The 11,415-nt window shown below is 39.9% G+C and carries 10 protein-coding genes; 2 read left to right on the top strand and 8 right to left on the bottom strand.

What is annotated here, in order from left to right:
• Together Q0192_RS17625 and Q0192_RS17630 are read right to left on the bottom strand one after the other, a co-directional pair.
• A partial coding sequence (locus Q0192_RS17625) for a PAS domain-containing protein (protein WP_299291612.1) occupies window positions 1-627 on the bottom strand: 627 nt, incomplete at its 3' end.
• A 282-nt stretch (window positions 628-909) separates the two neighbouring features.
• Entirely contained in the window at window positions 910-2,067 is a 1,158-nt protein-coding gene (locus Q0192_RS17630) for a zinc-dependent alcohol dehydrogenase (RefSeq protein ID WP_299291614.1), read from the bottom strand.
• Between the two features lie 330 nt (window positions 2,068-2,397).
• On the opposite strand from Q0192_RS17630, the gene Q0192_RS17635 reads away from it, so the two are divergent.
• Window positions 2,398-3,513 carry a HAMP domain-containing sensor histidine kinase gene (locus Q0192_RS17635; RefSeq protein WP_299291616.1) on the top strand — a complete coding sequence of 372 codons (1,116 nt, stop codon included), beginning with the start codon at window positions 2,398-2,400 and terminating at the stop codon, window positions 3,511-3,513.
• A 141-nt stretch (window positions 3,514-3,654) separates the two neighbouring features.
• Here the strand turns inward: Q0192_RS17635 and Q0192_RS17640 are convergent, their stop codons facing one another.
• From Q0192_RS17640 to Q0192_RS17655, 4 genes are all read right to left on the bottom strand, one after another.
• Window positions 3,655-6,126: a TonB-dependent receptor gene (locus tag Q0192_RS17640; protein WP_299291618.1), complete on the bottom strand. Its 2,472-nt coding sequence runs from the start codon at window positions 6,124-6,126 to the stop codon at window positions 3,655-3,657.
• Between the two features lie 150 nt (window positions 6,127-6,276).
• Entirely contained in the window at window positions 6,277-8,259 is a 1,983-nt protein-coding gene (locus Q0192_RS17645; RefSeq protein ID WP_299291620.1) for a prolyl oligopeptidase family serine peptidase, read from the bottom strand.
• A gap of 683 nt (window positions 8,260-8,942) precedes the next feature.
• Complete coding sequence (locus Q0192_RS17650) at window positions 8,943-9,188, bottom strand: helix-turn-helix transcriptional regulator (RefSeq protein ID WP_299291622.1); 246 nt, start codon at window positions 9,186-9,188, stop codon at window positions 8,943-8,945.
• Window positions 9,166-9,867: a cupin domain-containing protein gene (locus Q0192_RS17655; protein WP_299291625.1), complete on the bottom strand. Its 702-nt coding sequence runs from the start codon at window positions 9,865-9,867 to the stop codon at window positions 9,166-9,168. Before Q0192_RS17655 ends, Q0192_RS17650 begins: the two co-directional genes overlap by 23 nt.
• A gap of 205 nt (window positions 9,868-10,072) precedes the next feature.
• Here Q0192_RS17655 and Q0192_RS17660 point away from each other — a divergent pair, with 205 nt between their 5' ends.
• Window positions 10,073-10,342, top strand: coding sequence for a hypothetical protein (locus Q0192_RS17660; RefSeq protein WP_366518211.1), 270 nt, complete (start codon window positions 10,073-10,075; stop codon window positions 10,340-10,342).
• 77 nt (window positions 10,343-10,419) lie between these two features.
• Here the strand turns inward: Q0192_RS17660 and Q0192_RS17665 are convergent, their stop codons facing one another.
• Both Q0192_RS17665 and Q0192_RS17670 read right to left on the bottom strand, forming a co-directional pair.
• Window positions 10,420-11,049: a zeta toxin family protein gene (locus Q0192_RS17665; RefSeq protein WP_299291629.1), complete on the bottom strand. Its 630-nt coding sequence runs from the start codon at window positions 11,047-11,049 to the stop codon at window positions 10,420-10,422.
• Window positions 11,050-11,301, bottom strand: coding sequence for a hypothetical protein (locus tag Q0192_RS17670; RefSeq protein WP_299291631.1), 252 nt, complete (start codon window positions 11,299-11,301; stop codon window positions 11,050-11,052). It abuts the gene before it with no gap.
• Between the last annotated feature and the right edge of the window lie 114 nt (window positions 11,302-11,415).

Raw genomic sequence — 11,415 nt, forward strand, 5'->3', positions numbered from 1 at the left:
AAACAGTGCAACCCCTGCCGATTCAACAAATTCTTTTTTAACAAACTCCTGAATCATCAGCACACTTTTTTTACTGATCTCTTCTATCAGCGAAAGCCATTTTTTTACTTCCGGGTCTTCAATTGCCTTGGTTTTTCTGGTGATTAAGGCTGAAAGGTTTTGTATAGAACCTAATGGGCCAGCCAAATCGTGAGACAAAATATTTAAAATTGAATTCTTTTTATTGGCAAACTCGTTCAGTTTATCGTTATAAGCTTTAAAATCAGATATATCTTCCATGTACCCAAGCAAAAAGCTGCCTTCGTTTTCTTGCGGTTGCAAAAGCAGGCTCAAATTAAGTACGCGCTCTTTTTGATGCGGCAATTGTATCCTAAACTCTATATTTTTTTTAAAAGTACCAGGTTGCAAGGCTGCATAACTCTCTTCCAAGTATTCGCTATCTTCCGGATTTATCAAATTGTAAACTGCATAAGGTGATAAACTTTTGGCATCTATTTTAAAAAAATTTTTGAAAGCAGGGTTAACATAGATAAAACTGGTTCTTTCTGGGTTGATAGCAAAAAAAATACGTGGATCATGTTCTGCCAAAGTAAACAGTAAAGAAGCAGGATTAGTCGTTAATGACATATTTGGTTTATTAATTAAAGCCAATGGTTAGTGTTTTGGAGAAATTTGAATCAGAGCAAAGAACCAAAAAAGCTGCCAATTAAATAATTCAACCAAAGCTGCCAAAAGGCATTATTATATAATCAGCACGAAATTAACTTAAATGTAGGATTAATCAAATAACCATCCTGCTTTAAAAAAAATTAAACATTGGGCGATACTTCTTTTACCCAACAAAAAACCCGGATTAATTATTTAACCAGGGTTTTTTAAATGACTTTTGGATGCCGGGGCAAAGAACTATTATGGTTTCAAAACCACTTTTACGCAATCATCTTCTTTATTTTTAAAAATGTCGTAGCCATGTGCCACTTCACTTAGCGGCAAAGTGTGCGAGATAATGTCGTCTAAAACTACTTTTTCGGTTTTTACCAATTCAATCAAATGGTCAATATAATTTAAAACCGGTGCCTGCCCTTGTTTAATGGTAATACCTTTATCAAACATCCGCCCAACCGGAAAATTATCATAAGGTGTGCCGTAAACACCAACAACGGTAACCGTACCAGCGCGGCGCACCGCCCGGAAACAGAGTTCCATTACTTTTACCGTGCCTTTTTCAAAATTAACCGTTGCTTTTACTTTATCCATAAAAGAGCGTTCGGCTTCAAAACCTACGGCATCTACACAAACATCTGCGCCGCGGCCGCCCGTCATTTGCCGTATCGCTTCTACCACATCCACTTCGTGCGGGTTCATGGTTTCTACTTTATTTACTTCCCGTGCACGTTTTAAACGGTATTCTAAAGGATCAATGGCGATTACGCGACCTGCACCGTTTATCCAGGCTGCTTTTTGCGCCATCAAACCAACTGGGCCCGAACCAAAAATGGCAACTACTTCGCCGCCTTTTAGCTGTGCCCAATCTATGGCAGACCAGCCAGTTGGAAAAATATCCGTTAAAAACAGCACCTGGTCGTCCGTCATATTTTCAGGAACTTTACGCGGACTGATATCAGCATAAGGCACACGCACATATTCAGCTTGTCCGCCAGAATAGCCTCCATATAAATCGGTGTAGCCAAACAACGCACCGCCTTTTTGGTCAAGCAAATCGCCGTCTGGGCCGTAATGTTCGTAATTCGAGTTTTCGCAATGCGGGGAAGCGCCATGCGAACAGAAAAAGCAATGGCCGCAAGCAATCGGAAATGGCACAACCACGCGGTCGCCCTTTTTTAGGTTTTTTACCGATGGGCCAACTTCTTCTACAATGCCCATAAACTCATGCCCAACAACCATGTTTTTAAGTTGAGGGATTCCGCCATCCAAAATATGCAGGTCAGAACCGCAAATGGCCGTAGAAGTAACTTTCAAAATAACATCGCCGGCATCTTCAATTTTAGGATCGTCAACAGTATCGTAACTGATATCGCCCGGTTTGTGAAAAACTGCTGCTTTCATAAATATTTGAATTAGTAATTAATTTTTAAGAACGAATAAAAAACAGTTTTTAGATTGTAAAGTTTTGGCAGACGAAGATATTGGACGGACATACTTCTTTTATCACCATAAAATCAACAGCTGTGTTTTACAGAACATATTTTTTCTAAATACGTAAAATTGCCGACTAACCTTTTTAATTTTTTAGTTTAAAAGATTGTGGTAAGCTTAAAACCTAATGCAATTTTATTAAAAAACCAAGCAGCATGTGCACAATGCGATGGGCACGTAATACTTAAACCAAAACAAGTTGCTGGCATTGGCACACAAGTTCAAGAATTTTTTTCGAAGTTGTTTAACACCAACGATTGGCCGCCACGCTGGCATTGCGGCAACTGGACGGATTTTCATGGCTGGTTGTATATCGTTTCCGACCTGCTGATTTGGGCTTCTTATTTTGCCATCCCTTTATTGCTGCTGCAAATCGTGTTAAAACGCAAAAACATCCCTTTCACTAAAATTTTCTGGCTGTTTATTGCTTTTATTTTGCTGTGCGGCCTCACCCATTTTTTGGATGCCGTTATATTTTGGTGGCCTGCCTATCGCCTTAGCGCTTTGCTGCGCTTTGTTACCGGCATCGTATCCGTTGTTACCGTTGCCGGCTTATACAAAAATTTGCCGCTCATCAATAATTTAAGGACCATTGCCGAACTGGAAGTAGAAATTGAGGAACGGAAAAAGGCCGAACAGGAAGCCTGCAACCAGCAACTGCTGCAGCAACACACCAAAGAGTTGATGCAAAAAAAAGATGAGTTTATGAGCATTGCCAGCCACGAACTTAAAACACCGATCACAAGCGTTAAAGCATCTTTACAGGTGGTTAAACGCTTGGTTAGCACCAACAAATCCCTTGCCCCTGTTTCGCCTTTTGTAGAAAAAGCATCAAACCAGGTTAACCGTTTAACCGGTATTATCAACGAACTGCTTGACGTAACTAAAATACAAGCCGGTAAATTAGAATTGGCCGAAACAGAATTTTTACTAAACGATTTGATTAACGAATGCATCGAAAGCTGTTTGATTGATAACCAAAAGCACCAGGTTGTAGTTGCCGGCAACAAAAAGATCAGTATTTATGCGGACAGGAACCGTATTGAACAAGTAATTTGCAACTTGCTAACCAACGACGTAAAATATTCACCCGCAAACCCGCAAATTATTATTTTGGTGGAAGGATTAGAAAACCAACGCGCCAAAGTAAGTGTAACCGACCAAGGGATTGGCATACCGGAAGATAAGATTGAAGAAGTTTTTGACCGGTTTTTCAGGGTAGAAAACACGTCGCAAAGTTTTTCGGGCTTAGGTTTGGGCTTGTATATTTCTTCGGAAATCATCAAACGCCACCAGGGCAAAATTGGCGTGTGCAGTAAACTTGGCGAGGGATCAACCTTTTGGTTTACAATTTAAAAGCGATGCTTCTTTTACCGGCATAAAATTGGTGTTGAGGTTTACGGTTTAAAACAATGCTTCTTTTACCACTATAAAATTGGTGTTTATTTTAGGCTGATAAAAGAAGCATCATCTATAACTTAAGAAACTTTTCCCCGGTTATTTTTCCGGTTCGCTCTGCTGCCCGTTTTGGTCGTTTTCTTTTTCGTCTTTCTTCTTAAATTCCAATTTTCCGAACTTATAGCTCAAGCTAATCCCAAAAGAACGGAACGGAACCTGACGGATGTTGTACTGATCAAAATTTGCGCCGGTGGTGGTGGTTTTCTGACTGAAATATTGGTTAAAAGGGTTTGCAGCCGTTAAACCGATGCTTGCTTTTTTGTCCCATAACTGCTTCCGCACGGCTAAGTTATAAAAAGCAAAAGCTGGCCGTGTACCTTGTATCGTCCGTTGCGATGAGTTGTAGTTGCCAAAAACCTCGGCCGTAAAATCATGTCCAAATTGATAAGTTCCGTTCAAATTGATGCGGTAAGCTACGCCGGTTACTGTTGGGTTGCCCGGGTTTTTGTTCACCCGCTCGCCGATAAACATATTCGTGCGCAAGCTTAATTTACTGGTAACTGGTGCAGAACCAAAAAAATTAACGCCGGATGTACTTTCGGAACCGATATTGTAACGCTGGGTTAACGAAACGTTCGGATAATCAGTACCATTAATGTTTAGTACCGGATAATAAGTTGTGTAAGATTGGATATCGTCTGTATTGTAGCGGTAAAAAGCTGCAACATAAATGTTTCCGCCTTTTTCAAAAGATTTGTTGTAGCCCAGTTCGTAGTTGTGGCCTATTTCGGGTCTCAAATTTGGGTTTCCGGTACTGATGTTCCTCGGGTCGCTGATGTTAAAAAACGGGTTCAGCGCACCATAATCCGGCCTTTGTATGCGGTAAGTAAAGCTGGCTTTGATGGTTTGGGTCTCATTAATTTTGTGGGAAAAAACATAAGAAGGCGCAAAAGTATTATAACCCGGGATATTGGCGCCGGGAAAATCTGCCTTGGTATTGGTCCGTTCGTAGCGCAAACCCGTTTGGCCATCAATAAAATTATTAAAAACCGAAAACTTTAACGACAGGTAAGCGGCGTAAATATTCCTGGTATAATTAAAGGCATACGTTTGTTTCGGGTTTTGGATATAGCTGCCATCGGTTAATAAAGTATCGGTAATGGTGCTGCTGTTCAACGTTTCGAACACGCCTTTTACACCAGTTTCAAAAGAAAAGTTTTTGCTTACCGGCTGCACATAATCAACAGAAATATTGCTTTGGTTATCCTTGCCCGGGTTGTTGCCTATCGAACCGGTTGGGTTGTAAATACCGTTTGGATAAAACTGGTTTTGCGTAAAGTCGCTGGTGTTTTTGCTTGTACTGGCCGTGTACAAAACGTCCAGCTCCTGGTTTTCCTTTTTAAAAGTTTTTTTATAGCTCAGGTTATAATCCGTTGCATTGGCATTAAAACGGTTGGTGGCATTGCGCAAAAAGTAAATATCCTGGAACACGTTGCCCGTAGTAAGCTGGTGCTGCTCATCGGCACTGGTTAAACCGTAGCTGTGGTTTCCAAAATGGTTAAACCCAACCGAAGCCGTAAAGTCGTCTTTCGGCGTAATGCTCCAGTTAAAGCTCAAACCCGACTGGTAACCGCTTCTGGTAAAACGGTTGTTGCCGTTTTGTGCCAGATGGATAACCGTGTCCCTGGTATTATTATAAGATTGTTTATCGGTGATGTTGTTTGTTGTGGTATATAATTGCGCATTGCCGCTAAAAAAAGCACTTACACCAATATTTCCTTTTCGTGCATTGAGATTTAGCGAACCATTTTCTAAACGTGTGCCTATTGAAGTATTTATCGTTCCGTTAAAACCTTGCACCTTGCTGTCTTTCAGGATAATGTTGATGATACCGCCGGTTCCGGAAGCGTCGTATTTTGCACCGGGGCTGGTAATCACCTCGATACTTTTAATCTGGCTTGCCGGGATGGATTGCAAGGCATCGGCCAAACTGGCGCCAAAAATACTCGAAGGTTTTCCATTGATCAAAAAGCGCACGTTTGCATTGCCTTGCAGCTCTACATTGCCATCAATATCTACCGTAACCATCGGTACTTTTTTCAAAACATCTGTTGCCACGCCGCCTTGTGCTGTTAAATCGTTGCCGGCATTGTAAACCATTTTATCAATTCTATTCTCAATGGTACTTGCCCTGCCAACAATTTCAACGCCTTTTAATTGCTTGGTGGCCGAAGCAATGGCAATAGTACTCAATACACCACTGGTTTTTGTATTGTCGATGACCACATGCTCCAAACTATAACGTGTATAGCCAATAAAATCAACCGTAACCTGATATTCGCCAAAAGGTAAATTATCAACCACAAAATTTCCTTTGGGATCAGAAGTCGCGCCGTTGACAACCGTGGTGGTGCCTTGTTTAAAAATGGTAATGGTTGCATAATCTACCGGTGCTTTGGTCGTTGCATCGGTAATTTTGCCACTGATCCTGCCTTTTCCACCGGCAGCGTTTTGGGCACGCGCCGAAAAACTTAGGATAAAAACAGTAGCAAAGAGTAAAATATACTTCATATTGGAAATATTAGGTTTTGCTGCAAAAATTTAAAATATTTTTATAACTAAACCCAATAATTGAAAAAATGATTCCTTTTTACCGGTAATTTTACTGTTACCATAAAAACTTAGCTGTATTGTACTTCTTTTTTTATAATTGTTTTTCAGCTATCTTGATTGTTTGCTTTTCCATTTCCAGTCTTCGCCAAAAAAACCGGCTTTGCTTACTTTTCCGGGATAAACTGGGCCGGGAGGCGTGTTCAGATCAACAATCGCCCAATCAGGCAGCATCGGTATTTGTTTGGCATTGTTTAAAAAGGATGCTTCGCGAAAAGTAAACCCACTGTTTAAAACCACATATTTTTGTGTGTTTAACGGGTTTGGGCAGATCATAACCAAAGCATGGTCTTTAGAAGAATAAGCCGTATCGCCAACTTTGATCTTTTCTGAGTCCCATTTTATCGGAAGTTTATTTTTGATTTTTAAAACGAACTTGTTGCTTTCTTCATCGCCAAAAACAATCAAATTGGAAGACAAGTCGGCAGATGTAACATCAACATCGTTTTTCACGATTGCATCCCCGCGGAACTGTCTTCTCCACAGGATCAGGAAACGATCCAGTTCTGCTTTTGACCATTTGTCAAACAGTTCATTTTTGCTTTTGCCGGTAGGTTTCACCACAATAAAAGCCGACATAAAAGCATCGTCAATTGGCCCTTGCAACTCGTGTTTTTTAACTAAGGTTGATTTCGCAGTGCCTTGAACCCAGTTTCCATTTTCTAAATAAAAACTTAAAACTGACGGTTGCTTTAATTTAACATTTGTGCCATCAATATTAATCGTAACCGGTTTTTTTAAGTTGATTACCGTTGATAAAACTTCCGGTGCTAAACTTAATGCCAAAACATTGGTGGTTTTTAGGGTGATGGTTTGGCTGGAGATTGTGCCGTCAACGTGGGCTTTTTCCCAATGTTCTTTTAAGGCATCCAAATTCAGCCAGTACATCTTGTTGTATTTCAGCGTATAAGTTGTAAAATGAAATGCTTTTGGTGCAGGCCTTTTTCCTTTTGCTGCTTCTCTTTCCAGCAAACTATCTACAATTTTGGCCGAAGCTGGATGATAAGCATGGCCGGTATTTGGCCCAACAATACGCGTAAGCGGAATCCCTTCCTGCTTCATGGCCTTTTCCATCACGTCGGCCGCCTGTTTTTGCAGGTCTTTATCCCCGTTGTAAGCAATGATTGGCAGGTTGGACAGGTTGCTTGCATAATCGGTACAATCGTACAAATGCAACAGCTTTTTTTCGTACCAGTTTGGGCGGAGCGTTTCATTGTCTAACAACAAAAACTCGGTCGTTTCTGCAAAACCAGCACCGGGGTTTGCGGCAAGCCAAAAGTCGGGATAATGAACGGCAAAATGCCATACTGCCGCGCCGCCCATCGAAAAGCCACGGTCAAAAATCCCGTTTTCGTTAATTGGATATTGCTTTTTTACAGCCGCCAATGCTTCTTGCACGTCCACTTCCCCGGCAAATTTAAAACCGTTGCAATACCTGCCGTATGGATACAGCATGATGGTGTTTTTTAGGGCAGGCATAGCCGGGAAAAACCCTTTTCCGTTGGCTATAAAATTAAGTTCGGAAAGGTATTCGCCACGGCCGTGAAACCAAAACGACAGGTTGTATTTTGCTTCTTTTAGGCCATCATTTTCCGGGATGCTCAATCCATAAGGTTGGACCGAGCCATCAATTTTAGAAATATAACCGCGCACAACTTCCCCTTTTTGCGTTGTCCAGGGCGCTTTCCCTTCTAATAAATCTACGGCACGCTGCCGGCCTGTTTGCAATAGTTTTTTTGCGGAGGCAACTTCTTCTGAATGAAAAAACTCGTGGTATTTTAGGGCATAATCAATTGCTTTGTAATAAATCAAAACATCGGGCAAAAGACTGGCCGTGAACTTATCCTGCTTTAATTTTAACTGGCTAATGGTTTTTGCAAATTCCTGCAGCCCGGTTTCCAGTTCTTTTTCGTCCGCTTCCGGAATTTGGATACCAATGGCCGGAACCCTTCTTACTTCAATTGGCTCTTTTTGTTGTGCAAATGCAAACTGGACGGAAAAGATGAGCAGGATTAAACAAATGATGGAACGCATGGACCAGGATTAATTTTTTAAAGGTATCGAACTTGAATTAATTGTAAGGCAAACCTCTAAAAAAAGAAAATGATACCGATGCTTCTTTTACCACCTAAAATTTAGTGGCATAAAAGAAGCATCGGTATCAGTCTAAAAAAAATAGAAATATCAGGTTTAAATTAACGCCATTTAATTCCAAAAGCTTTTCAACCAAAATTTTGATCAAATAAAAAAGCCCCCAAATTGTTAGAGGCTTTCCATAAGATTGTGATGGATTTGCGGTGAGGGAGGGATTCGAACTTAACTCCTATTTCCTTGATTTATAGTCATTTAACTACCATGAGATAATCAGCCGTCACAGATGTCGCAAAGTTTTTTATCTCTGTAAATCTTATCACAAATATAATTAATTGCTTACAAATCAGGAGCCAATTACTGATTTTTTAACGTGCGGAAAATATTAAAGCGAAAGCACAAGTATCAGTGCCGGAGGTGATGCAACTATCTATAAATGATAACTTAAATTAGTTACATGAGCGCAAATGATGCTAAATTTTATTGCATCTGAGATTACTTTTATTAAACGTTTAAAGAGTTATTGTTAACGTTGTTTAACTCATTATAATTAGATAATGGTTGTCGAAATATTATAAAATAAAGCAAAACAAACCAAGAAATCTGTCAATAGCTGTCCTTTTCCACTAACGTATGTTTGATTTATTTTGTGATCTTCTAAAACTTGCAGGCGTTTCTTTAAATTTATGCTTGAATAACCGGTTAAATGCTGCTGCTGATTGATAGCCGACCTGATCCGCTATAAGACTGATGTTAGTTTTACTTGTTAAAAGCAATTCTTTTGCTTTTTGCATACGCCAATTTTGAAGATAGGTAAGCGGTGTTTGCCCTACCAAAGATTTGAATGTATTAAAAAATAGGGTTCTTGACATTCCGGCGGATTGGGAGAGTTCTTCCAGTGTCCAGTTTTTTTTCAGGAAAATTCTGTAAAATTTGTAAGACCAAGCTTATCCTTTTATCTGTCAATGCAAGTAAGAATCCCTGCTTCACATTACTCTGGTTCAAATAAGCGCGTATCGTATGAATAAAAAGCGCTTCTGATAAACGGCTTATTAATATATCACTGCCGGGTTTTGGTTGTTCAATCTCTGAAAGTATTTGATTGGTTGTAAAGTCGAGCCAATCCTCTTGTTGTTCGTGAATTCCTTTTAAGTGGATTAAGTCAGGTAAACCAGTTATGAAAGGATGCTGATATTGATCATCGAATTCAAAGTGACCACCTAACATTACCGTTTTTAAACCTCCACTCAAAAAGTAAGGTTGGGCCGTATCTCTAAATTTTATATACATTTCTAAAGGAATCTTAATACTATCAGGTTCACTGGATATGCTATGATTACTTCCATTTGGTATCAACAATAGGTCTCCCTTAGATGGTTTTATGATAGCATTTTCTTCTACTTGAAGCCAACACGATCCTTCCAGCAGTTTCCAAAATTGTAAAAACTGACTTTTAGGCAAGTCAATTCCCCAAGGTGCCGCGACTTCTAATTTTCGGTAAACGACACCTTTAAGCTTTATCAATTCTAAAATTTTACTTAATGCATCCATATATTATGTACGATTAGGCAAACATAATGAACGAATCAGTTCCTTTAGTACATTTCACATGTTTAATTTTGGTGAAAAGTAGATAAGCATTGTATTCAATAAATAATTTATGACTGAAAATAAATCTCGCCTCGTTTTTGAGAAGTACTTAGAAGCGTTCGCTAAAGAATCTCCTGCTGAGCAGGAACAACTTTTAAACTGTAGTGTGGCTGAGGATGTAGTGTTTACAAATCCTGGTGTAGATGGCAGGGGACGAACTACACTTCTGACCCATGCAAACAGCTTTCAAAAACGGTTTCCGGGCGGTTACTTTCGCGTGAACTGGTTTAGGCAGCAGCACGGGCAGTTACTTGCAGAATGGACGCAATATGACCAGCAAGGCTGCACGCTTTTTACAGCCCACTCCTACGCGCGACTGAATGAAGAAGGTCTTTTGGTTCACTTAGCCGGATTTTGGGCGGAAGGTGCTGTATAGTTGGTACGCTGTATGATTGCTACTGTAACGTCCTGAAATTAGTTGACAGTTGAGTGTTTGAATTACTATTATTAGAGCTAACTAAACAATTGTACAACATTAGGGAGATAATCGATGAACCAGTCTGGAAGCTCCTCAATTGATGTATGATATGCTACCTGATGATCAATAGTCTTAAATAAAACTTTATGGTTAATTGCTGATGTGTCTACAATGGTTAGGTCATCAATCAAGCCGTGATGTATATTCAATTTCTGCAAATTCCCGTAAAAGTTATCGCGGAGCGTTTGCGGATCGACGTAATGGCCGCCTTCTGTTACCCGTTCCGTAACCCTGAATTGAGATAGTTCCGGGTTATTCAGCCCAAAGAAAATTAAATGAATATGATAACCGGAGCTCTTAAATTGCTTTGGCTTTTCCCAAGTTTCATTATTGGTAAAGTGGCCTTCATAGGCATAATCTTCTCCTTTAGCCAGTGCAGCTTCAGTTTGTTGCTCAAATAACTCAATTACATAATCAAGCGCGTCCCGGCGTGCATACTTAGCAGAACGGGTTATATTTGGAAATAGTTCGTTAAGTTTTTTAGTGTAAAGCAGGTCTCCATCAAAAACCGGATAACTGCTATGAATCACTTTTGGGAGATACTCCGGCCCTACTGTAGATTTTCCTGCACCATTGGAACCAGTAATGATATACAGGTTCGGCATTTACTGTAAGTTGAGCTTGCCTCTAATAATGTTAATCTGATTTTCAGTAAGCTCAGAAACGAGATGAAAAGATTTAAAATCAGAACTTACAGTTACAATCTTAATTGAACGGTCGGGATATTCGAGGTAACTTTGGTTTTTTGGCAATTCGTTTGACCAGAACAAGAAGGGTTTGCCGTTTTCCAATTTCTTCTTCCTCAACTGCCGTACCGCTGTGCTGCCAATCGCGTTTAGTTTTTCAATCGTATCCATACTTTTTGGTTGAAGTTCAAATATAGCGAATTTCAGGTTAATTTTAGAGCATCCTGTTGTTGGAGTTGCTATCTTTAAATGGACAATAGGTTAAGGGAAAGACTTAACTTTAGA

Source organism: uncultured Mucilaginibacter sp. (assembly GCF_937859865.1).
Lineage (GTDB): Bacteria > Bacteroidota > Bacteroidia > Sphingobacteriales > Sphingobacteriaceae > Mucilaginibacter_A.

Coding starts and splice junctions, on each gene's coding strand:
- Q0192_RS17630 (WP_299291614.1), bottom strand. CDS start 2,067: ATGAAAGCAGCAGTTTTTCACAAACCGGGCGATATCAGTTACGATACT.
- Q0192_RS17640 (WP_299291618.1), bottom strand. CDS start 6,126: ATGAAGTATATTTTACTCTTTGCTACTGTTTTTATCCTAAGTTTTTCG.
- Q0192_RS17645 (WP_299291620.1), bottom strand. CDS start 8,259: ATGCGTTCCATCATTTGTTTAATCCTGCTCATCTTTTCCGTCCAGTTT.
- Q0192_RS17650 (WP_299291622.1), bottom strand. CDS start 9,188: ATGTCAAGAACCCTATTTTTTAATACATTCAAATCTTTGGTAGGGCAA.
- Q0192_RS17655 (WP_299291625.1), bottom strand. CDS start 9,867: ATGGATGCATTAAGTAAAATTTTAGAATTGATAAAGCTTAAAGGTGTC.
- Q0192_RS17665 (WP_299291629.1), bottom strand. CDS start 11,049: ATGCCGAACCTGTATATCATTACTGGTTCCAATGGTGCAGGAAAATCT.
- Q0192_RS17670 (WP_299291631.1), bottom strand. CDS start 11,301: ATGGATACGATTGAAAAACTAAACGCGATTGGCAGCACAGCGGTACGG.